Origin of the sequence: Glutamicibacter protophormiae (assembly GCF_014647495.1) — a bacterium.
GTDB lineage: Bacteria > Actinomycetota > Actinomycetes > Actinomycetales > Micrococcaceae > Glutamicibacter > Glutamicibacter protophormiae.
On record NZ_BMPH01000005.1, the window covers coordinates 140,085 to 163,250 of the forward strand.

Here is a 23,166-nt window from a genome sequence, read left to right on the forward strand (position 1 = left end):
CATTGCGTGGGAAATTTCCTGAATTTGCTGCTGCGCCGTCTGGCGGCGCTGCCGGTGATGGTCTTGGGCATCTCGCTGCTGGTGTTCATCATCCTCAAACTCGCCCCCGGCGATGAGGCTACCAGCGCGCTGGGCGAAGGCGCCAGCCCCGAGGCCAAAGAGGCCTACCGCGAAGAGCGCGGCCTGAACGACCCGCTCTTCATCCAATACTTCTCCTTCCTGGGCCGCCTGGTCCGGCTGGACTTCGGCGTGACCACCCCGCCGGCCCAGCCGGTCTCCGAGATGATCGCCAAGGCATTCCCGCTGACCCTGCAGCTGACCTTCTTGGGCGTCATCATCGCCGTGGTCATCTCCCTGATCTTCGGCGTCATCGGCGCGCTGTACCGCGACAAGTGGCCGGACCAGCTGGTGCGCATCTTCTCCATCGCGGCTATCGCCACCCCGTCCTTCTGGCTTGGCATCCTGCTGATCCAGTGGCTGGCCCTGGGCGAGAATCCGCTGTTCCCTTCCGGCGGCGCGGCCCCGGTCGGCTCCGGCCTGGGAACCTGGCTGCAGCACATGGCGCTGCCTGCCCTCGCGCTGGCCATCCCGGTCTCCGCCTCGCTGATCCGCGTGGTGCGCACCTCGATGGTGGAGGAGCTGGACCGCGACTACGTCCGCACCGCCATCGGCAACGGCGTGCCGCGCAACGAAGTCATCAGCCGCAACGTGCTGCGCAACGCGCTGGTCACCCCGGTGACAGTGCTGGGCCTGCGCATCGGCTACCTGCTCGGCGGCGCGGTGGTCATTGAAATGATCTTCTCGCTGCCCGGCATGGGCCAGCTGATCATGAACGGCATCACCAACCAGGACACCAACCTGGTCCAGGGCGTGGTACTGGCCATCGCGATCACCTTCGTGCTGGTGAACATCATCGTCGACCTGCTCTACCTGCTGATCAACCCGCGTATTAGGACGGTGTAGCAAATGACCATCATGGCACCGCGCAACAAGCTCGTGGCGCGCCTGAGCGACTCGGGCGCCCGCTTCACATCACTGACGCTGGGATCGAAAATTGCCCTGGCCTTCCTGCTGGTCATCGGCGTCATCGCGGTCATCGCGCCGCTGATCGCCCCGCACGACCCGCTGGCCACCGGAATCCCGGCCCAGCCGCCCAGCGCCGAGAACCCCTTCGGCACCGACCGCCTGGGCCGCGACATCTTCTCGCGCCTGCTCTACGGCGCCCAGTCCTCGCTGCTCGTGGGCCTCGGCTCGGTAGCGCTGGCCCTGCTGGCCGGCGGCCTGCTCGGTTCGCTGGCGGCCACCGGCTCCAAGTGGGCCAACGAAACCATCATGCGCATCATGGACATGCTCATGGCGTTCCCGGGCATCGCCCTGGCCGCCGCGCTGCTGGCTTCGCTGGGCAACACCCTGCCGGTCATCATCATCTCCATCGCCGTGATCTACACCCCGCAGATCGCCCGTGTGGTGCGCGCCAACGTGCTGTCCCAGTGGGGCGAGGACTACGTGCGCGCCGAACGCGTGATCGGCGCCGGACGCTTCTTCATCCTCGTCACCCACGTGGTGCGCAACTGCGCCGCCCCGGTGCTGGTGTTCGCCACCGTGATGGTCGCCGACGCGATCATCCTCGAAGCCTCGCTGTCATTCCTCGGCGCGGGCATCCAGGACCCGGCCCCGAGCTGGGGCAACGTGATCTCCTACGGCCGCACCTTGGTTCTCAACGGCGCCTGGTGGGCCACCACCTTCGCCGGCCTGACCATCCTGCTGACAGTGCTGGCGCTTAACATCCTGGCCGAAGGCATGACCGACGCGCTGGTCAACGTCAAGGGCTCGGCCAAGAAGAAGGCCCAGGGCGAGGAGAAGGCCCAGGTCGCCAAGCAGGCCGCGGACACTGCCGAGACCGAGCGGCTGAACGCCGAGCTCGCGGCACTGGCCCGCACCGAGGCCGCGCGCACCGACCGCTTGGTGCTCGATGCGTCCTCCGGCGCCCCGCGCACCATCCTCGAGGTCAAGAACCTGTCCATTCGCTTCCCGGAGCGCTACGGGGACACCCCGATCGTGCAGAACGTTTCATTCTCGGTGCGCGAGGGCGAGACCATGGCGCTGGTCGGCGAATCCGGCTGCGGCAAGTCCATCACCTCGCTGGCCATCATGGGCCTGCTCGGCAAGAGCGCCAAGATCTCCGGCTCCATCACCTTCGAGGGGCGCGAGCTGCTGCCAGCCACCGCAGACGGCGGTACCCTGGCCGGGGACGACAAGGTCTACAAGGGCCTGCGCGGCGAGCAGATCGCCATGGTCTACCAGGACGCGCTGTCCAGCCTGAACCCCTCGATGCTCGTGGGCGACCAGCTGCAGCAGCTGACCCGCCGCGGCGGGCGCAAGAGCCCCGAGGAGCTGCTGACCCTGGTGAAGCTGGATGCCGCGCGGACCATGAAGTCCTACCCGCACGAACTCTCCGGAGGGCAGCGCCAGCGCGTGCTGATCGCCATGGCCCTCTCGCGCAGCCCCAAGCTGGTGGTCTGCGACGAACCGACCACCGCGCTAGACGTCACCGTGCAGAAGCAGGTCGTGGACTTGCTCAACGAGCTGCGCGAACAGCTGGGCTTCGCCATGGTCTTCGTCTCCCACGACCTGGCCCTGGTGGCTTCGCTGGCGCACCGCGTCACCGTGATGTACGCCGGCCAGGTTGTCGAATCCGGGCCGATCAGCGATGTGCTGATCGCCCCGCACCATGAATACACCCGCGGCCTGCTCGGCGCGGTGCTTTCCATTGAATCCCAGGCCCAGCGCCTGCACCAGATCCCCGGCACCGTCCCCAGCCCGTACGACTTCGCCGACGGCGACCGCTTCGCCGAGCGCTCCCAGCGCCCGGAGGCCGACCCGGACCAGCATCTGGCCTTCGTGCCGGTGTCCGCCGGCAGCGAGCACCGTTGGGCAAGCCACCGCGGCGCGGGCGAAAGCCCGCTGGCCGAACAGTCAGGAGCAGCGCGATGAGCAACACCTCGCATCACCCGGTCATCGAACTCAAGGACATCCACGTCCACCACAAGATCCGCGGCGGAAAGCTCTTCTCCCCGCGGCTGGTCAAGGCAGTGAACGGCGTGGACTTCTCGGTAAGCCGCGGCGAAACCGTGGGCATCGTGGGCGAGTCCGGCTGCGGCAAGTCCACCCTCGCTTCCGTGCTGGTGGGCCTGCAGGAGCCGACCAGCGGCACCGTCCTGTTCCAGGGCAAGGAAGTAGGCCGGCGCAACGCCGCCGCGCGCAAGAGCTTCGGCCGCTCGGTCGGCGTGGTCTTCCAAGACCCGGCCACCGCGCTGAACCCGCGCATGAGCATCATGGACACGCTCACCGATCCGTTGCGCGTGCACGGCATCGGCACCGCCGCGAGCCGCCGGGCCAAGGCCCTGGAGCTGCTCTCCGTAGTGGGCCTGCCGCCTTCGGCCGCCTCTGCGTTGCCCAGCCAGGTCTCCGGCGGCCAGCGCCAACGCGTGGCCATCGCCCGCTCGCTGGCCCTGGAGCCCGAGGTCATCGTCGCGGACGAGCCGACCAGCGCGCTGGACGTCTCCGTGCGCGCGCAGGTGCTGAACCTGCTCACCGACCTGAAGGCGCAGTTGAACCTGGGCATGGTGTTCATTTCCCACGACATCCAGACGGTGCGCTATGTTTCGGACCGCATCTGCGTGATGAACGCCGGGCAGATCGTGGAAGAGGGCGATGCGGCGCAGGTCTTCGACACCCCGTCCAACGACTACACCCGCACCCTGCTCGGCGCCGCCCCCGCGCTGCTGGAGCACTAGCCGCCGGCATCCTGGCAGGCACAGAAGAATTCGACCCGGCGTCCGCCGGATCATCAGTAGAAAGAACAAGTTTCGTGGCATTTGCGAACAACCCCAAGTACACCGGCGTCATCCCGCCGGTAGTCACCCCGCGCACCGCTCAGGGCGCCATCGACGTGCCGGGCCTGCGCTCGGTCGTGGAGCACCTGGTCACCGGGGGAGTGACCGGCCTGTTCGTGCTCGGTTCCTCCGGCGAGGTCCCCTACATGACCAACGCCGAACGCGAGCTGGCGGTTTCCACCATCGCGGCTGCCAACAACGGGCGTGTGCCGCTGATCGTCGGCGCCAACGAGCAGACCACGCAGCGTGTCATCGAGGAGGGCCGCCGCATGATCGAGCTCGGCGCCCAGGCGCTGGTGGTCACCACCCCGTACTACGCGCTGTCCAACGCTGCGGAGATCGAGGCGCACTTCCGCATCATCCACGCCGCCCTGGACATCGACATCTTCGCCTACGACGTGCCGGTGCGCACCCACGTGAAGCTGCCGCTGGACGTCGCGATCCGCCTGGCAAAGGACGGAGTCATTGCCGGCGTCAAGGATTCCTCGGGCGACGACGTCTCCTTCCGCCAGCTGCTGCTGGCCACCAAGGACATCGAGGGCTTCTCGGTGTTCACCGGCCACGAGGTCGTGGTGGACGGCGCGATGCTCGGCGGCGCGCACGGCGTGGTCCCGGGCCTGGGCAACGTGGATCCGGCCGGCTACCGCCGCCTGTTCGACGCCGCCGTGGCCGGCGACTGGGCGCAGGCAGCCAAGGAGCAGGACCGCCTGGCCCGGGTCTTCGACATCGTCTACACCCCTGACTCCTCCCGCGTCTCCGGCGGCGCCGCAGGCCTGGGCGCCTTCAAGACCGCCCTGGTGGAAATGGGTATCATCGCCGGCAACACCATGAGCGCGCCGATGGCCGACCTCAACGCCTCCGAGGCCGCCGCCATCCGCGAGATCCTGGCCGAGACCGGCCTGCTGGGCGCCAAGTAGGTCCGCCCGGAATGCAGCACAACCCCCGCGGCGCCGGTGCGGTGATCGCCCTGGACCTGGGCGGCACCAAGATCGCCGGCGCCGTCATGGACCCGCAAGCCGGCATCCTGGCCTCGGGCGAACTGCCCACCCCTGCCACGCAGGGCGCCGAAGCGGTGCTCGACGCCATGGCCAAACTGGTCGCCGACCTGCGTTCGCGGGCCGAGTGCGGCATCGACGGCCTGGGCCTGGGCGCGGCCGGGGTCATCGACCCGGCCACCGCCCGCGTGCTCTCGGCCACCGACACCATTTCCGGCTGGGCGGGCACCGACCTTGCAGGGCAGATGTTCCAGCGCACGGGCCTTGAAACCCGCGCGGTGAACGACGTGCACGCACATGGGCTGGGCGAGGCCCGGTTCGGCGCGGGCCTCGGCGCCCGCGAGGTGCTGCTGCTGGCCGTCGGCACCGGCATCGGCGGCTCCCACCTCATCGACGGGCAGGCGCACACCGGCGCCCACCGCGTCGCCGGGCACATGGGCCACATCGACTCCCCGCTGGCCGCCGGGATCCAGTGCTCCTGCGGGCGCACCGGGCACCTGGAGGCCATCGCCGCCGGGCCTGCAATCCACCGCCACTACCTGCGGCTGGGCGGAAACCCGGAGGCTGTCGACACCCGCGCGGTGGCCCAGCTGGCCGAGTCCGGCGACGAGCTTGCCGTGACGGCGCTGCGCACCGGGGCCCTGGCCGCGGGCATGGCCGCCGGATCGCTGGCGAACATCCTTGACCCCGAGCTGGTCATCATCTCCGGCGGCATGGCCCACGCCGGGGAAGCCTGGTGGCAGTGGCTGCGCGAAGGCTACGAATCCTCCGCCATCGATTCGCTGCAGGGCACGCAACTGGTGCCCGCCCAGCTGGGCACCACCGCTGCCTTCTACGGCGCCGCGAGCTTGTTCTGGACCCCCGAAAGGACAACTTCCTGATGCTGCTGACCTCAGCCCAACTTGAAGGCCTGCGGGGCAAACTCATCGTTTCCGCGCAGGCCTACCCCGGCGAACCCATGCGGCTGCCGCAGACCATGGCGCAGGTGGCCGCCTCGGCGGTCATCGGCGGCGCGGCCGCGGTGCGCGTGCAGGGGCTCGCGGACATCCAGTTCACCCGTTCCGCGGTGGAAGTTCCGGTCATCGGCCTGTTCAAGGACGGGCACGAGCGCGTGTTCATCACGCCCACCGTGCACCATGCGCTGGCAGTGGCGCAGGCCGGGGCGCACATCGTGGCGCTGGACGGCACCCGCCGCGAACGCCCCGACGGCAAGAGCCTAGAGCAGACCATCCGCGCCGTGCATCAGAACAGCGGCGCGCTGGTCATGGCGGACTGCGGTTCGCTGGGCGACGCGCTGGCCGCGGCCGAGGCCGGAGCCGACCTGATCGGCACCACGTTGGCCGGCTACACCGGCGAACGCGCGAAGACCGAGGGCCCGGACCTGGAGCTGATCTCCCAGATCGCCGGTGCCGGGCTGGAGCGCCCGCTGGTGGCCGAGGGCCGCATCCACACCCCGGCCCAGGCCCGCGCGGCAGTGGACGCCGGAGCGTTCGCGGTGGTCGTGGGCACCGCCATCACGCACCCGGCGACCATCACCTCCTGGTTCGGGGACGCGCTGGCGGCCGACTGACCGGACCAACAACGCGTTTCCAGCGAACCTCTCCGCGCGCTGCGCTGAGCCCTTCGGCGCACCGCGCGGATAGGCGCGCTTAAAAAGAATATATCGATTTTGACTAGTCCTTAAATATTCAAAATGTTGATAATTTAACTACCAAACGCAATGCGCACCACATAAGCTGGGTACGACATCCCATGTCGTACATCCGATGAAATACGGAACCCCCATTTCACCCCGAGTGAGAGGAACCAGCTCCCGATGAAATTTCCCGATCGTCATCGCCGCCGATCCATTGCCCTGGCCGTGGCAGTCTCGTTGGCGGTACCGCTGTCGCTGATGCCCGCCGCCAATGCCGCGGGATCGCTCAACGACGCAGACCCTACCGCGGCGCCCGGCCAGTTCGCCGAGGCCAACCTCGCGCAAGACCGCACCGACGCGAACTTCTTCTACCGCATCCCCGCCCTGGTCCACCTGGGCGACGGCGTCGTGCTGGCCTCCTGGGACGCGCGCCCGGGCAGCGCGGCCGATGCGCCCAACCCCAACTCCATCGTCCAGCGCCGCAGCGTCGACAACGGCAAGACCTGGGGTCCCATGACCACCGTGGCCGCAGGTTTCCCCGGCAGCGCCGCCGAAGGCAAATACGGCTACTCGGACCCGAGCTACGTGTTCGACGAGGAATCCGGCAATGTCTTCAACTTCTTCGTCTACTCCAAGGACCAGGGCTTCCACGGCAGCACCTGGGGCCATGACGACGGCAACCGCCAGGTGATCAGCGCAGCCGTGGTCGAATCCTCGGACGGCGGCGAGACCTGGAGCGCTCCGCGGTTGGTCACCGACGTGGCCAAACCAGGGGACGGGCCGGTGCCCGGCGCGGTGCGCAGCACCTTCGCCACCTCGGGCGCCGGCATCCAGGTCACCCGCGGAGACTACAAGGGCCGGCTGATCCAGCAGTACGCCGGCGACGTGGTGCAGGCCAACGGCTCGCGGACCTACCAGGCGTACTCCGTGTACTCGGACGACCACGGGGCCACCTGGCAGCGCGGCGAGTTCACCGGAACCTCCATGGACGAAAACAAGGTGGTCGAGCTCTCCGACGGCAGGATCATGCTCAACTCGCGGGACTCGGCAGGCGGCGGCTTCCGCAAGGTCGCCATCTCCGAGGACGGCGGGCACAGCTACTCCGCCGTGGTCCAGGACCGCCAGCTGCCGGATCCGACCAACAACGCGCACCTGACCAAGATGTTCCCAGAGGCCCAGGCCGGCAGCGACGACGCCAGGAAACTGCTGTACACCGGAGCCAACTCGCAGACCGGCCGCGAAAACGTCTCGGCCCGGGTGTCCTGCGACGACGGCAAGACCTGGCCGGGACTGCGCACCATCCGGCGCGGATTCTCCGCCTACTCGGTGGCCACCGCCATGGACGACGGCCGGTACGGCGTCTTCTACGAGGGCAGCTACACCAACTCCATGGACTTCGCGTCCTTCGACGAGGACTGGCTGAACTACGTGTGCGCGCCGATGTCCGCCCCGAAGTTCACCGCCGACGCCGGACAGACCGCCACCATGGACGTCACGATCACCAACCAGGAAAACCACCCGGTGGGCGGCACCCTGCAGGTGCAGGGCAACAGCCAGGTCTCCTCCGGGCAGCTGTCCATCGACCCGATCCCGGCCAAGGAGCAGCGCACGGTCCAGCTTCCGGTCACCGCCGCCGCGGTGGCCAACGGACGCCAGCAGCTGCAGCTGCAGTTCACCGACTCCAGCGGCAAGATGTCCCAGGCCCTCGTGGACGCGGAGATCACCGGCAAGGAAGTGACCGGCCTGGACATCAAGGGCCAACGCGCCGATGCAGGCCGCGACCTCGCCGCGTCCCCGTACCAGGCGGGGGAGAAGCTGCCGTACACGTTCACCGTGAAGAACGCCGGCAACGTCAACCAGTGGGTGGTCCCGACCGAGGGCAACTTCGCGCCGTTCGCGGCCCAGCCCGTCGGACAGCCCAGCGACGCGGGCAACTGCCGCTACTCGAACCTCGCGGCCGGCGCATCCTACAGCTGCGCCACCCCGCGCCACACGGTGACCGAGGCCGAACTTTCCGACGGCTTCTTCGTCCCGAAGACCACGTGGACCGCCGGCAAGCTCAACGACTACACCACGGTGCTCAACGACTACGTGATCACCTCAGAGGAGGTCGACGTGCTGGAACGGCGCCCGGCGCTGGCCGCCGAGGCCGCCGACCCGGTGGTCAACGACCTGGACGCCGACGGCTACGCGTCCGCCGGGGACACCGTCACCTACACGGCGAGCGTGCACAACAACGGCAACGTCCGGCTGACCAGCCTGCATGGCGCCGGCTGGGAGGCTCAGGAGCTTGCCGCAGGCGAGCGCGCCACGGTGGAGATCACCCGTACGCTGAGCGCCTCGGATATCGAAGCGGGCTTGCTGGAAGCCGGAACCGAAACCCTGGAAGGAGCCAACGGCTTGCGCCTGGCCACGGCCGAGCTGAAGCTGCCCGCGCTGCAGCTGAACGTGGCGCCGAAGGACGACGCGACCGTCAAGCCTGGCAAGGCCGTGCTGTCCGATGACAACGGGCACGACACCGGCCTGAAGGACGGCGATTTCACCGTCACCATGAACCTGTGGTCCGGGTCCAACGCCTCGCAGTTCATCCTGTTGGAAGACGGCCGGGAAATCGCCCGCAAGAACCTGGTTCCCGCCTCGCCTGCGGCGCAGCAGGCCCGGGTGGGGATCGAAGGTAGGAAGAACGGCACCTACGAATACCAGGGTGTGCTGGTGAATGCGGCAGGAAGCACCAAGACCGCGGTGCTCAAGGTCAAGGTCACGGACGCGAACCCCGGCACCCCGGTGCTCAGCGCCAAGGCCGGATCCTCGCGAGGGGAGCTGACGCTGACCACCGACATGTGGTGGGGCACCAATGCCACGAGCTACCAGCTGTTCGAGAACGGAAAGCTGGCCGACTCGCAGGAGCTGGCCGCCGCAACCCCCGCGGCCCAGCATGTGGTGACTGTTCTCAGCGACCGCAAGCCCGGGACCTATGAGTACCAGGTGAAGCTGGGTAATGACGCGGGCGAATCGAGCAGCAAGATTCGCAGCGTGCGTGTGAAGTAGTAAAACGTCGGGGCCCATCCATGGTGAACGTGGATGGGCCCCGACATTTTTAATGGCGTAGATGCGGCTGGGCTGCTACGCCTGCGGCTGGTAGCCCAGACGGGCGCTGATCTGCTTGGCGGTGCGCACTGTCTGGCTGCACAGCTCGTCCAGATCCGCGGCCGAGACCCGGTAATACGGGGCGGCGATCATTGCCGCCGCCACGACGTCCCCGCGGTGGTCGAAGACTGGGGCGGCGACGCTGACCTCGTCGCGGGAGGTCTCGCCGTAGTTGATGGAGTAGCCGCGGCGCCTGACGGCTTCCAGCCGCGGGAGGTAGTCTTCGGCGGCCATGACCTGGGGCAGCTGGATCTTTCCCGCGTCGATCAGGGCACGCACGGTGTCGGTGGGCTGATGGGCCAGGAACATCTGCACCGACGCGCTCAGCCCGGTGTGGTAGCGGCTTCCCAGTACGGAGGTGTGTTTCACGAGCCTGGGGGAGGGCAGCTGTTCCACCGAGACGGATTCGCTGCCGTCCCAGATGCTCAGGATGGCGCTCTCCTCGGTGGAGTCGCGCAGCTCCTGCAGCAACGGGTAGGCGACCTGCCGGACATCCAGGTTGGCCAGCAGCGGGCCGGCAATGGCGATCAGCGCCAGGCCCAGCCTGTACTTGCGGGTCTGGTCGTCGCGCTCGACGATGCGTTCCTGCTCCAGGGTGGCCAGGATGCGCGAGACGCTGGACTTGTGCAGCCCCACCTCGGCGGCGATGTCCGTGACGCCCAGGACCGGGCGTTCCACGCTGAAGCAGCGCAGCACGTCGATGACGTTGACGATCACCGAGGCGCCGCGCGACTCGCCCGATGCCTCGGCGCGCGCGTTCGGCTGCTCGTCGTGTTCTACCGCTGTCATCTGATCTCCTCGGATTTTCGCTTCCCTTAAAAGATACTAGCCGGGCGTCAAGCGCGCCCGGCTAGTAAGCAGCGGAATCAGCGCAGCGGCTTGCGGCTGGTTTCCACGGAGCAGGCCACCGCGATCAGTGAGATCATGGCAGCTCCCATCAGGTACCAGCCCGGCGCCAGCAGGTTCCCGGAAGTGGCGATGAGCAGCGTGGCCACGAACGGAGCGGTGCCGCCGAACAGCGCGTTGGACAGGTTGAACGAGACGGCGAATCCCGAGTAGCGGACCTTGGTCGGGAACATTTCAGCCAGGTAGCTGGGAAGGGTTCCGTCGTTCAGCGTCAGCATCGCGCCGAGCAGGACCTGCACCAGAACGATGACCAGGAAGTTGCCGGTGTCCAGCAGCATGAATGCCGGGACGATGAACACGACGAACAGGATCGACGCGGTAATCAGCACGCGCTTGCGGCCGAACTTGTCGGAGAGCATGCCGGTCAGGAAGATGAAGCCGATATAGGTTGCCAGGGCCACGGTGGTGGCCAGGTACGAGCGGGTGGCGTCCAATCCCAGCTCCTGCGACAGGTAGGTCGGCATGTAGGAGAGGATCACGTAGAAGCCCACGGCATTCAGCAGGACCGCGCCGGCGGCCTGGAGCAGCTGGCGCCAGTGGTTGCGGAACAGGTCGCGCACCGGCGAGCCTTCCTGGGCCGGCTCCTCGGCGGCTTCGAGGAATGCCGGAGAATCCTCGAGCTTGGTGCGGATGTAGCGTCCAATCAGGCCCATCGGGGCGGCCAGCAGGAACGGGATGCGCCAGCCCCAGCTTTCCATCTGGTCTGCGCTCAGCGCGCCGGTGAGCACCGCGGCCATGAGCGATCCGAGCAGCAGCCCGGTGGCGGTGCTGGCCGGGACCACTGCGGCGTACAGGCCGCGCTTGTTGGCCGGGGCGTACTCGACCAGGAAGGCCGAGGCGCCGGCGTACTCGCCGGCGGCGGAGAAGCCCTGGACCAGGCGCAGCGCCAGCAGCAGCAGCGGAGCGGCGAAGCCGATGGCGGCGTAGCCGGGAAGCAGCGCGATGCAGGCGGTTGCCCCGGTCATCAGCAGGATCGACCAGGACAGTGCGGTGCGGCGGCCGATCTTGTCACCGAGGTGTCCCCAGATGAATCCGCCCAGCGGGCGGACCAGGAAGGAGATGGCGAAGACGCCGAAGGTCATCATCAGGGCGAGCTGGCGGTCTTCGCTTGGGAAGAAGACCGCGGAAATGGTGATGGCCAGGTATCCGTAGGCTGCGTAGTCGAACCACTCGACGAAGTTTCCGATGAAGCTGGCGGCCACGACCTTGCGTCGCACCGCCGGGTCAATCTGAGCCGTGCCTGCGCCGGATGCTGCCGGAAGCAGCTGGGTCTGCGATCCTTGGGACTGGTCATGCTCGGTCATGGTCCACCGCCGTCGGTTGGAGGGAATCTGGTCAGTTGCAATCGATGCAACTGTGTTGCTTAACGCTAAATGTGCCTCAGTTCACAGTCAAGGGGGTGGGGAAAGTTTTCAGTCGGTCCTTGGCGCATCCGCCGTCAGAGCTGCCCGGTTGGGAGCCGGGCCGCTCCCTCTGGTCTCCGGGGCAGTGCTGCATCGGGGGTCGAACGCAAAGGCAGGTGCACGTCGCGATTTCCTCATGCGACGTGCACCTGCCTAAGTTGTGGTTCTGCGGAAGTTGCTCAGTCAAGGGGTTTGCGGCTGGTTTCCACCGAGCAAGCCACGGCGATCAGCGAGATCACTGCCGCGCCCATCAGGTACCAGCCCGGAGCCAGCAGGTTCCCGGAGGTGGCGATGAGCAGGGTCGCGACAAAGGGTGCGGTTCCACCGAATAGCGCGTTGGACAGGTTGAAGGATACGGCGAATCCGGAGTAGCGGACCTTGGTGGGGAACATTTCAGCCAAATAGCTCGGCAAGGTTCCGTCGTTCAGGGTCAGCATCGCGCCAAGCAGAATTTGCACCAGGACGATGACCATGAAATTCCCGGTGTTCAGCAGCATGAATGCGGGAACCGTCGCGATGACGAACGCGATGGACGCGCTGATCAGCACGCGCTTGCGTCCGAACCTGTCAGAAAGCATACCAGTGAGGAAAATGAAGCCGATATAGGTCACCAGCGCCACGGTGGTGGCCACATAAGAGGCCGTAGCATCCAGGCCGAGTTCCTGGGACAGGTACGTGGGCATGTAGGAGAGGATGACGTAGAAGCCGACGGCGTTCAGCAAGACCGCTCCCGCGGCCAGCAGCAGTCGACGCCAGTGGTCGCGGAAGAGGGACTTGACCGGAGCCTTGATGACTTCGTCTTCCTGGGAGAGCTCGCGGAAGACCGGCGAATCCTCCAGCTTGGTGCGGATGTAGCGGCCGATCAGGCCCATTGGCGCGGCCAGCAGGAACGGCAGGCGCCAGCCCCAGGACTGCATGTCCTCGGCGGTCAGCAGGCCGGTGAGCAACGCCGCCATGAGCGAGCCCAGCAGCAGTCCGGTAGCGGTGCTGGCCGGCACGACGGCTGCGTAGAGGCCGCGCTTGTTGGCCGGGGCGTATTCCACCAGGAAGGCCGAAGCGCCGGCGTATTCGCCTGAAGCGGAGAAGCCCTGGAGCAGGCGCAGAAGCAGCAGCAGCAGCGGGGCCGCGATGCCGATGGTGGCGTAGCCGGGCAGCAGGGCGATGCAGAAGGTCGCGCCCGACATAAGCAGGATGGACCAGGAAAGCGCTTCGCGGCGGCCGATCTTGTCGCCGATGTGCCCCCAAACGAAGCCGCCCAGCGGGCGGACCAGGAAGGAGATGGCGAAGAGGGCGAAGGTCAGCAGCAGCGCGGTTTCCGGTGCTGATTCGGGGAAGAACACCACCGAGATGGTGACAGCCAGGTATCCGTAGGCCGCGTAGTCGAACCACTCGACGAAGTTGCCGATGAAGCTAGCTGCTACGACCTTGCGGCGAGTTGCCGAGCCGACTCCCTCGGGATTCGGTCGGCTCTGGCCGCTGAGTGTTGGCCCCAAATCGATTTTGCGAGCAGACCCGTTTCCGGATGATGAGTTTTCGTTCGTCATTGGATGTACCACCATGTTTGTTTTGCGCCGCAGCGGCTGCGGCGTGGAGGTGTCTAATAAACGGATGGCGCAAGTTCATCGCCATTGAGTGTTCGCGGGCTGAGTGGCCTGCGGTGAAATCCCTGGCGGGCGGCGTGGCCGGCCCTGCAGCGGTGCGGCCTGGCTGGCCGCTGGCATTCTCGGCAGGCTGGGCGCCTGCAATGCCCTGTGGATGCTGAAAAGCTATTTTTTTCGGAGCGGAGTCTGCTCCGCTGCGGTTCAAGATGAAAGCGGCGAAAGCCGCGTTCGGGGCCCGGACGAGCGCAGGAATCGCTCGTCCGGGCCCCGGGGCGGATCGGCTTAGGCGTCGATGATGTTGTTTTCCGGACCGAAGCCGAACTTAGTGATGTTCTCAACGGTGTTGTCCTCGTTGATCACCAAAATGTCGTGCTCGCGGTAGCCGCCGGCGCCCGGCTCGCCGTCCATGACGGTGATCATCGGCTCCATGGAGACGACCATGCCCGGCTCCAGCACGGTATCGATGTCCTCGCGCAGCTCCAAACCGGCTTCGCGGCCGTAGTAGTGCGACAGGACGCCGAAGGAGTGGCCGTAGCCGAAGGTGCGGTTCGGCAGCAGGCCGTGGGCGATGTAGATCTCGTTCAGCTCCGCGGCGATGTCCTTGCAGACCGCGCCCGGCTTGATCAGTTCCAGGCCGCGCTTGTGGACCTCGACGTTGACGTTCCACAGTTCCAGGCTGCGGGCATCCGGTTCGCCGAGGAACAGGGTGCGTTCCAGGGCGGTGTAGTAGCCGGAGGTCATTGGGAAGCAGTTCAGCGACAGGATGTCCCCGCGCTGCAGCTTGCGGGTGGTGGCCCAGTTGTGGGCGCCGTCGGTGTTGATTCCGGACTGGAACCAGACCCAGGTGTCGCGCACTTCGCGGTGCGGGAAGGTCTTGGCGATCTCGTGCACCATGGCTTCGGTGCCGATCAGCGCGACCTCGTACTCGGAGATGCCTTCGCGGATCGCCGCCTTGATGGCCTCGCCGCCCAGGTCACCGATGCGGGCGCCGTGCTTGATGACTTCGATTTCCTCGGCGGACTTGATCATGCGCTGGCGCATGGCGTCCTGCGAAACGTCGAGCAGGGTTGCGCCGGCGAAGGTGTCCTGGATCTTCTGACGGGTCAGGCCCGGCAGGAAATCGTCCTCCACGCCGATGCGCGAGGCCTTCACGCCGTCGCGCTTCAGGGCCTCCTGCAGGCCGTAGTAGAAGTTGTCGCGCTTCCAGTCGGTGTACACGATGTTCTCGCCGTAGCTGGTGCGCCATGGCATGCCGGCGTCGATGTTCGCGGTGACGGTGGTTGAGTTCTTTGCGGTGACCACCAGCGCGTAGTTGCGGCCGAAGGTCGTGTAGAGGAAGTCCGAGTAGTACTTGATGCCGTGGTAGCTGGTCAGGATGACTGCGTCCAGGGACTTCGCCGCCATGATCTGGCGCAGCCCGGCCAGACGGCGCTCGAACTCTGCGTCCGAGAAGGTCAGCTGTTCCTTGGTGCCGTTATGCAGGGTCTTCAGGCGGGCCAACTCGGAGACGTTGGTTGCGATGTTCGAGGAAGTGGTCATTGCTTGACTCCTTTTGGAAGTTGTTTGAGGTGTTTAGAAAGCCGGGAACAACTAAGTTGCATTCATTGCAACACCGTTGCACTCAGCGTATTTGTGCTTCAGATCACTGTCAAGTGGGTGCCTGAAGAATCTTTTGGACGCAGGCCAAGGACCGTTCCGTGGCGGATGCCGAATGTCGAGAATCCGCCACGCGGCGCCTTGTAAGCGCTGCGAAATCAGTGCCGGGGAATCTAGGATTCGCCGATGTCATCGGTGATTTTCTTGCTGATTGCGCCCGTCCCGTTGGGGTCGGGCACGAATAGCAGCGACGGATCCGGGTTGTTGATGTCCTTTTCCAGCTGCTTAATTGCCTTGTCGCGTTTAAGCAGCCGCCGGATCAGGTTCACGATCATCAGCAGGATCACGAAGGAGAACGGGAAGGCGCCGATGATGGTGCCGGTCTGGACCGTGTCCACCACCGCGGTGCCGCCCAGCGTCAGCAGGACGGTGGCAACCGTGGCGATGCTGACCACCAGGACCACGCGGAATACCGGCCCGGACTTGTTCGGCGCGGACACGAACTCGCTCAGCGCGTAGATTCCCGAATCGAGGGAGGTCACGTAGTACGTCGCTACCAGGATCGTGGAGACCACCAGCAGGATGGCGCCGACGAACGGGATATGCTCCAGCATGGCGAACAGGCCGGCTGAGGTATCCGTGGCCACCGCCTCGCTGATGCCTCGATTGCTCTGGTTGTCGTAGTAGATCGCGGCAGAGCCGATGACGCCGATCCAGATCATCACAATCAGCGTCGGGATGACCGTCACGCCGATGACGAACTCGCGGATGGTGCGGCCGCGGGAAATGCGGGCAATGAATCCGGCAACGAACGGCGAGAAGGCGATGACCCAGCACCAGATGAAGACAGTCCACCAGCCGTTCCAGCTGTCCTGCCAGGACTCCAGGGGCTGCGCGGTGATTCCCGCGTCGGTCCACAAGCTCATGTTCACGAAGTTCGCCATGAAGCCGCCGAAGGTCTGGGACAAGGTGGAAACGATGTACAGGGTCGGACCGAAAATGAAGACCGCGCCGACCAGCACGATGCTGAGGATCGAGTTCAGGCTGGAGATCCGCGCCATGCCCTTGTTGATGCCCACGATGGCCGAGATGGCGGTAATGCCGGTGAACACCGCGATGACCATCATCCACATCATCGGGGAAGCCTCGATGCCCAGGAGCGAGGTGAGGCCTGAGCTGAACTGCATCGTGGCGAAACCGAAGGACGTTGCTAGCCCCAGGACGGTGGCGATGATAGCCAGCAGCTCCACGATCACGCCGGCCCCGCGCTGGGACCATTTCGGCAGGATATCGACGGTGGCTTCGCGGAAGGTCAAGGTTTTGCCGAGATTGTGGTGCGAGTACGCCAGACAGACCGCAACCACGCAGTACATGGCCCAGGCCGTCAGGCCCCAGTGGAAGTAGCTCCAAATGATCCCGCCCTCGGAGGCCCCTTCAGGTCCTGCAGGAATCACCGGGTTCTCGTCGCGCAGCATGATCGGTTCGGCCACGGACCAGAAGATCAGGCCGATGCCTTGGCCGCAGGCGAAGAGCATGGAGTACCAAGCAAACTTGCTATGCTGCGGTTTGGCCTTGGGCCCGCCCAGGCGCACCTTGCCCACCTTGCTGGTAGCCAGCCAGATGCACACCACGAGCGCGAACGCGGAATACAGGATGAACAGCCAGGTGAACTTCCCGGTGACAAAGGTGCGCAGGTCCGAAATGACTGCCGAGGCGCCGTCGGGGTTGAGCAGGACCCAGATGATCACCGCCACGATGAGGATTGGCGGGATGACCCGGATCAACAGCCGGTCCAGCGGCGGAATGTGTCGACCCATGAAGCGCGGCAATTCCACCGGTGCGTTCTTTGCTTTGTCGGTGCGCATCGGCGCATGATCGGTAGACATGCTATTCCACCTCGACCATCTGGCTTGAAAGGTTGAGCTCCTGGCCTAGTGCAGCCCCCAGGGCCGAGGTCACTGCATCCAGCAGCAGTTGGCCTCGGGCGGCAGTGGCGTTTCTCGCGCTGGAAAGGCACCCGCTGGCCGGGGTGCGCGCAGGATCCTCCGGGAACACGTCGTAGGAGGTAAGCTCCGCAGGGGGATGGTCTACCACGCGGTCCATTCGCACCAGCTCCGGGTGAAGCAGCAGCATCAGCGAGGTTTCCAGCACGCCTCCGTGCTCTATGTCCCAGCCCAGGAACCCCTCGGGGAACACCTGCTCCAGGGTCTGCTCGTCCACAAAATCCCAGTAGGACATCAGCACCGCCCGCGAGGTTGAGCCGGCTTGCAGCGAGCTAGCCACCGCCTTGTCGAGGCCTTCGTAGAGGAATTGATAGTTCTCGAAGTGCCCGTTGAGAACCACGACGTTCTTGAAGCCCTGGGCCATAAAGGAAGCGGCGACCTCCTCGATCTTGCTGATCAAGGTGCTAGCGCCCAGACTGGTGGTGCCCACCCGGTGGTTTCCTCCGCCAGAGCGCGGCTGGGATTTGTAACCGTAGCTGAAAACAGGGGCGACCAGCGCGCCGGTGCGCTGGGCAAGCTGTCCGGCGATAGCTTTGGACAGCATGGCGTCGACTCCCAATGGCATGTGCGGGCCGTGCTGTTCAGTGGCGCCGGTGGGGATGATGACAGTGGAATCCGTACGCGATACGTAGGATGCGTAACTCTGAGCATCGATTTCCTCTAGGAAAACAGAAGGCAACGTTCTCTCCTTGACTAGCGGGTGGTGGGGTGTGGGGAAGTGGGTCCGGGAAGTTCGCGGTTGTTCGTCGCCTGCCAAGGTCCTGGGTCCGTCTGTCTGGATCCGGGTCTGCGGGCCGAGGCCCGTGCGCCGCGGGCGGCAAGGCAGTTTCCGGCTTACCCGCCACCGTTCACGGGTTGCAGGTTGGCGTCATCGTCGCGGACGGAATGCCCTGCTGCTGTCGTTCGCAGGCTTTTCATGCCTCCTCGATTCGTGTGGAAAAAGAAGTGAGGGAAGTGCGTTGACTCAAAGCATAGGGAGCGTAGTGTGATGAGCGATACATGCAAAATGTCGTCAGATATATCGTTCTAGGTGACAAGTAGTCACTTGTAGCTTGAAACTTGAGGGTTACCGCTTGGTACCCGCTGTCGCCGGGAGGAATTCATGCTCATCACCCTGTCTGAAATCATGGCCGACCCGTTGATGCGTGCAGCGAAGCCGCGGCTTTTGGCCCCGGGCACGGTTGAAAGCGAGGTGTATGTCCGCTGGGTGCACACCAGCGAGGTGGTGCAGCTGGCGGGGCTCATCCACGGGGCGGAGCTCTTGCTGACCACCGGCGAGTCCGTGTTCAAGCTGCCCCTCGACCAGCAGCGGCAGTACTTGGCGATGCTGGCCGAATGCCATGTGGCGGCGCTCGTGGTCGAGCCCGTCGGGCCGGACCCGCAGCTGCCCCCGGATTTCGTGGCGGCGGCAGCGGAACTGGAGCTGCCGCTGTACCAGTTGCAGGAGACGGTGCCCTTCGTGGCCCTCGCGGAGAAGATCAATACCCGCATCGTGTCCGAACAGGCCTCGGCGTTGCAGCAAGCCGATGCCATCTCGCAGCAGCTGGCCCAGCACCTGGCCGTGGCCGGTCCCGCGCTGGTGCCGCTGCTCGAGATGATTGACAACCAGCTGCGGCTGGGAGCGGAAATCGTAAACCCGGGCGGGGAGGTGATCGCTGCTTCGCAGCGGGCAGTGAAGCAACGGCTGCAGGAGAACGGGCCCGCGCAGTTCGACGTCGCGGTGGACCTGTATATCGGCGGCGACACCGCGGCGCGCCTGGTGCTGCATGCGCAGGCGCAGCATCATCGGCAGCGTCTGGAGCTGATGGCTGAAAGGCTCGGGAGTATCGTGACGCTGGCGTTCTCCCAGCATTATCGGCCCAGCGCCCAGCAGGCGGCTTCGTCCGCTTTGCTGCAGTCGATCGTGAACGCGGGAGGCGAGAATTACGTGGCGCATCGGGCCGCTGAAGCGCAGATCGCCGCGGGGGTGCCGCTGTGCATGCTGGTGCTGCAGGGCGTGGACGTGTCGCGGGGCCGTGCGGACCTGGAGCGCCACCTGCGCGCCGGCGGGCAGCGGGTGTTCACCTATGCGCAGGCCCACCGCCTGTATGCGCTGTGCATCCTGGATCCAGCAGCGGCCCGCCGTTCCAGGGACGAGCTGGTCCAGCGCCTGCGTTCGGCGTTGCGCGGGGAGCAGGCCGAATGCTGCGTTGGTCCCATTGCGCTGGATGTTTCCCGCGCGCGCTGGTCGCTGACGCAGGCGGAGGCGATCGAGTCATGGGGGCCGGCGAACGGCATGGAGGGTCCGGTGCGAGATGCGCTGGACTACGCCTTGCCGCGTCTGGTGGCGCAGCTTGATGAGCCGGTGAGGCTGCGGGAATTCATCACGGAGCAGATTGGGGAGCTGCTTGACGCGGACCGCGACAAGGACGGGCAGTTGCTCAAGACGCTTGAAGCCTGGTTGGCCAGCGGCTGCCACGCCACGGAGACTGCGGCGCGGCTATACGTGGAGCGCCAGACGCTGCACAAGCGTCTGGCGAAGATCTTCGCGCTGATCGGGGGAGACCCGCGCGTCAACGGCAGGGTACTGCCCGTGCATCTGGCGGCGTGGCTGGCGCTGAGGGATTAAATGCGGCCGCAGCGCGCTACAGCACGCTGCGGATGGTCTTTTCGAAGCCGATGACGTGCTTGGCCGCCAGCTGCTCCGCCTCGTCGGCGTCCCCGTCCAGGATGAGCTTGATCAGCGTCGCATGCTCGGCAATGTGGCCGTGGAGATCGGGCAGCCGGTCCAGCACCATGCACCAGATGCGGGTCGCCAGGTTGTCCAGGCGCACCAGCGTTTCCTCAAGATGCCGGTTCTGGGCCGCACGGTAGATCAGCCGGTGCACTTCGAGGTCGTATTCCATCAATTCGCGCCGGTCGCCGGTCAGGTCCAAGGACAAGATCGCGCTCATGGTGCGCTCGAGTTCCCCACGGTAGGCACCCCCGCGATGCTCGGCCGCGCGGCGCGAGGCCAGGGGCTCGAGTACCAGGCGCATCTCGGAGATCGAGGCCAGTTCGGTGATGTCGACGCCCGTGGCAAAGGTCCCGCGCCGGGGGTAGGAAACCACCAGGTGGTCGACCTCCAGACGCTTGAGCGCTTCGCGGATCGGCGTGCGGCCCATGTCCAGATCGACCGCCAGCTGCGCCTCGTTGATCGGGTCGCCGGGAGCGATATCCATCATGATCAGCCGGTCGCGCAAGATGCGATACGAGCGTTCCGCCATGGACTCGGTGCCAGTGATTACTCCGGTCAAGCTTGTCATTTCACGCTCCCTTGTTGATGTCTATTCTGCCGTGGGCAGGGCCGGTAAAGAAATCTTCGTCCCACCCATTGACGGGGTGTGGCTTACATCATACGCTAAGACGCAGACATTGATATATCAGTTGTCGGCAATTCATACTTTTAGGGAGAATGTGGTGCTTCAAACTCAAACGCTTGCTGCTGAATCGCTGACCCAGTCCCTGGCCGAGCTGGATCCAGAGGTCGCGCAGCGTATCGACGCTGAGCTGGCCCGCCAGCAGCGCGGCCTGGAAATGATCGCCTCGGAAAACCACACGGCCCAGGCCGTGATGCAGGCGCAGGGCTCGGTGCTGACCAACAAGTACGCCGAGGGCTACCCGGGCCGCCGCTACTACGGCGGCTGCGAAGAGGTCGACGTGATCGAGACCCTGGCCATCGAGCGCGTCAAGGAGCTGTTCGGCGCGAAGTTCGCCAACGTCCAGCCGCACTCCGGGGCGCAGGCCAACGCCTCGGTCTATCACGCGCTGGTACGCCCGGGCGATACCGTGCTCGGCTTGAACCTGGCCCACGGCGGGCATTTGACCCACGGCATGAAGATCAACTTCTCCGGCCGCCTGTTCAACATCGTCCCGTACGGCGTGGACGAGGAGACGAACCTGGTGGACATGGACGAGGTCGAGCGCCTGGCCATCGAGCACCAGCCGAAGATGATCGTGGCCGGCTGGTCGGCGTACCCGCGCCAGCTGGACTTCGCGCGGTTCCGTGCGATTGCGGACAAGGTCGGCGCGTACCTGTTTGTGGACATGGCGCATTTCGCCGGCCTGGTCGCGACCGGGCTGCACCCGTCGCCGGTGCCGCATGCGCATGTGGTCACCTCGACCACGCACAAGACCCTTGCAGGTCCGCGTGGCGGCATCATCCTGTCGAATGATGCGGAGATCGCCAAGAAGCTGAATTCGGCGGTGTTCCCTGGCCAGCAGGGCGGCCCGTTGGAGCATGTGATCGCCGGCAAGGCGGTGGCGTTCAAGATCGCCGCGTCGGCGGAGTTCAAGGAGCGCCAGCAGCGCACCCTGGCCGGGGCGCGGATCCTGGCTGAGCGGTTGACCCAGGCCGATGTGGCCGCGAAGGGGATCAGCGTGTTGACCGGTGGCACCGATGTGCACCTGGTGCTGGTGGACCTGCGCAATAGCGAGTTGGATGGGCAGCAGGCCGAGGATCTGCTGGCGCAGGTGGAGATCACGGTGAACCGTAATTCGGTGCCGTTCGACCCGCGTCCGCCGATGACCACCAGCGGGTTGCGGATCGGCACCCCGGCGTTGGCGACCCGCGGCTTCTCCGAGGAGGCGTTTGCCGAGGTCGCGGAGATTATCGCGCAGACCCTGATTGCCTGGGCAGAGGGCGACATCGGCGCGCTGCCTGAGCTGAAGGCTCGGGTTCTGGAGCTGGCCGCAGCCCACCCACTGTACCCAAACCTGAAAAAGATCGGAGAATAGCCATGGCTGATTTGCTGCCTGAGCACCCGGAATTCCTCTGGGCCAACCCGGAGCCGAAGAAGTCCTATGATGTCGTCATCGTCGGCGGCGGCGGCCACGGCTTGGCAACCGCCTACTACCTGGCCAAGAACCACGGCATCACCAACGTCGCCGTCCTGGAAAAGGGCTGGCTGGCCGGCGGGAACATGGCCCGCAACACCACCATCATCCGCTCGAACTACCTGTGGGACGAATCCGCGGGCATCTACGAGAAGTCCCTGAAGCTGTGGGAGCAGCTGCCCGAGGAGCTGGACTACGACTTCCTGTTCTCCCAGCGCGGCGTGCTGAACCTTGCCCACACCCTGGGCGACGTGCGCGAATCCATTCGCCGCGTGGAAGCCAACAAGTTCAACGGCGTCGACGCCGAGTGGCTCACCCCGGAACAGGTCAAGGAAGTCTGCCCGATCATCAACATCGGCGACGACATCCGCTACCCGGTCATGGGCGCCACCTACCAGCCGCGCGCCGGCATCGCCAAGCACGACCACGTGGCTTGGGCCTTCGCCCGCAAGGCCAACGAAATGGGTGTGGACATCATCCAGAACTGCGAAGTCACCGGCTTCCTGAAGGACGGCGAGAAGGTCACCGGCGTGAAAACCACGCGCGGCACCATCCACGCCGGCAAGGTCGCCCTGGCCGGCGCCGGGCACTCCTCGGTGCTGGCGGAACTGGCGGGCTTCGAACTGCCCATCCAGTCCCACCCGCTGCAGGCCCTGGTCTCCGAGCTGTTCGAGCCGGTGCACCCGACGGTGGTCATGTCCAACCACATCCACGTCTACGTCTCCCAGGCCCACAAGGGCGAGCTGGTCATGGGCGCGGGCATCGACACCTACAACGGCTACGGCCAGCGCGGCGCGTTCCACGTGATCGAGGAGCAGATGGCCGCCGCGGTGGAGCTGTTCCCGATCTTCGCCCGGGCGCACGTGCTGCGCACCTGGGGAGGCATCGTGGACACCACCATGGACGCCTCGCCGATCATCTCCAAGACCCCGATCCAGAACCTCTACGTCAACTGCGGCTGGGGCACCGGCGGCTTCAAGGGGACCCCTGGCGCCGGCTTCACCCTGGCGCACACCATCGCGAATGACGAAGCCCACGCGCTGAACGCCCCGTTCAGCCTGGAACGTTTTGAAACCGGCCACCTGATCGATGAACACGGCGCAGCCGCCGTGGCCCACTAGGAGCAGCC

Annotated in this window: 17 protein-coding genes; 10 read left to right on the forward strand and 7 right to left on the reverse strand. The window is 65.8% G+C overall.

The genetic code is table 11. From position 1 onward, the window contains the following. Positions 1-6 precede the first annotated feature (6 nt). From IEY43_RS08005 to IEY43_RS08035, 7 genes are all read left to right on the forward strand, one after another. Positions 7-963, forward strand: coding sequence for an ABC transporter permease (locus tag IEY43_RS08005; RefSeq protein WP_188948073.1), 957 nt, complete (start codon positions 7-9; stop codon positions 961-963). A gap of 12 nt (positions 964-975) precedes the next feature. Beyond that, entirely contained in the window at positions 976-2,994 is a 2,019-nt protein-coding gene (locus tag IEY43_RS08010) for a dipeptide/oligopeptide/nickel ABC transporter permease/ATP-binding protein (protein ID WP_188948167.1), read from the forward strand. Further along, positions 2,991-3,797 (forward strand): ABC transporter ATP-binding protein, encoded by an 807-nt coding sequence (locus IEY43_RS08015; RefSeq protein ID WP_188948074.1) that lies wholly within the window; start codon positions 2,991-2,993, stop codon positions 3,795-3,797. The genes IEY43_RS08010 and IEY43_RS08015 overlap by 4 nt, the downstream gene beginning before the upstream one ends. A 74-nt stretch (positions 3,798-3,871) precedes the next feature. Then, complete coding sequence (locus IEY43_RS08020) at positions 3,872-4,813, forward strand: dihydrodipicolinate synthase family protein (protein ID WP_188948075.1); 942 nt, start codon at positions 3,872-3,874, stop codon at positions 4,811-4,813. An 11-nt stretch (positions 4,814-4,824) separates the two neighbouring features. Then, the gene (locus IEY43_RS08025; RefSeq protein ID WP_188948076.1) at positions 4,825-5,772 is read left to right on the forward strand and encodes an ROK family protein; all 948 of its coding nucleotides are present in this window, start codon (positions 4,825-4,827) and stop codon (positions 5,770-5,772) included. Beyond that, positions 5,772-6,461: an N-acetylmannosamine-6-phosphate 2-epimerase gene (locus IEY43_RS08030; protein WP_188948077.1), complete on the forward strand. Its 690-nt coding sequence runs from the start codon at positions 5,772-5,774 to the stop codon at positions 6,459-6,461. Before IEY43_RS08025 ends, IEY43_RS08030 begins: the two co-directional genes overlap by 1 nt. Positions 6,462-6,707: 246 nt before the next feature. Then, positions 6,708-9,575: an exo-alpha-sialidase gene (locus IEY43_RS08035; protein WP_188948078.1), complete on the forward strand. Its 2,868-nt coding sequence runs from the start codon at positions 6,708-6,710 to the stop codon at positions 9,573-9,575. 75 nt (positions 9,576-9,650) lie between these two features. Here IEY43_RS08035 and IEY43_RS08040 read toward each other — a convergent pair whose 3' ends face one another. The 6 genes from IEY43_RS08040 to IEY43_RS08065 all read right to left on the reverse strand — a co-directional run bounded on the left by IEY43_RS08040 (position 9,651) and on the right by IEY43_RS08065 (position 17,862). Continuing rightward, positions 9,651-10,463 carry an IclR family transcriptional regulator gene (locus IEY43_RS08040; protein ID WP_188948079.1) on the reverse strand — a complete coding sequence of 271 codons (813 nt, stop codon included), beginning with the start codon at positions 10,461-10,463 and terminating at the stop codon, positions 9,651-9,653. A gap of 77 nt (positions 10,464-10,540) precedes the next feature. After that, the gene (locus tag IEY43_RS08045; RefSeq protein WP_188948080.1) at positions 10,541-11,884 is read right to left on the reverse strand and encodes an MFS transporter; all 1,344 of its coding nucleotides are present in this window, start codon (positions 11,882-11,884) and stop codon (positions 10,541-10,543) included. A 278-nt stretch (positions 11,885-12,162) separates the two neighbouring features. After that, a complete protein-coding gene (locus IEY43_RS08050; RefSeq protein ID WP_188948081.1) occupies positions 12,163-13,527 on the reverse strand; it encodes an MFS transporter in 1,365 nt (454 codons plus the stop codon). A 339-nt stretch (positions 13,528-13,866) separates the two neighbouring features. Then, entirely contained in the window at positions 13,867-15,123 is a 1,257-nt protein-coding gene (locus IEY43_RS08055) for an aminopeptidase P family protein (protein WP_188948082.1), read from the reverse strand. 230 nt (positions 15,124-15,353) lie between these two features. After that, entirely contained in the window at positions 15,354-17,066 is a 1,713-nt protein-coding gene (locus IEY43_RS08060; RefSeq protein WP_229777321.1) for a BCCT family transporter, read from the reverse strand. Position 17,067: 1 nt separating this feature from the next. Further along, complete coding sequence (locus tag IEY43_RS08065; protein ID WP_188948083.1) at positions 17,068-17,862, reverse strand: creatininase; 795 nt, start codon at positions 17,860-17,862, stop codon at positions 17,068-17,070. A 423-nt stretch (positions 17,863-18,285) separates the two neighbouring features. Between IEY43_RS08065 and IEY43_RS08070 the strand changes: the two genes are divergently transcribed. Next, complete coding sequence (locus tag IEY43_RS08070; RefSeq protein ID WP_188948084.1) at positions 18,286-19,791, forward strand: PucR family transcriptional regulator; 1,506 nt, start codon at positions 18,286-18,288, stop codon at positions 19,789-19,791. Positions 19,792-19,807: 16 nt separating this feature from the next. Here the strand turns inward: IEY43_RS08070 and IEY43_RS08075 are convergent, their stop codons facing one another. Next, positions 19,808-20,467, reverse strand: coding sequence for a GntR family transcriptional regulator (locus IEY43_RS08075; RefSeq protein WP_188948085.1), 660 nt, complete (start codon positions 20,465-20,467; stop codon positions 19,808-19,810). A 154-nt stretch (positions 20,468-20,621) separates the two neighbouring features. On the opposite strand from IEY43_RS08075, the gene glyA reads away from it, so the two are divergent. Then, on the forward strand, positions 20,622-21,938 hold the full coding sequence (gene glyA / locus IEY43_RS08080) for a serine hydroxymethyltransferase (protein WP_308425048.1): 1,317 nt from the start codon (positions 20,622-20,624) through the stop codon (positions 21,936-21,938). Between the two features lie 2 nt (positions 21,939-21,940). Next, positions 21,941-23,158, forward strand: coding sequence for a sarcosine oxidase subunit beta family protein (locus IEY43_RS08085; RefSeq protein ID WP_188948086.1), 1,218 nt, complete (start codon positions 21,941-21,943; stop codon positions 23,156-23,158). The last annotated feature ends 8 nt before the right edge of the window (positions 23,159-23,166 follow it).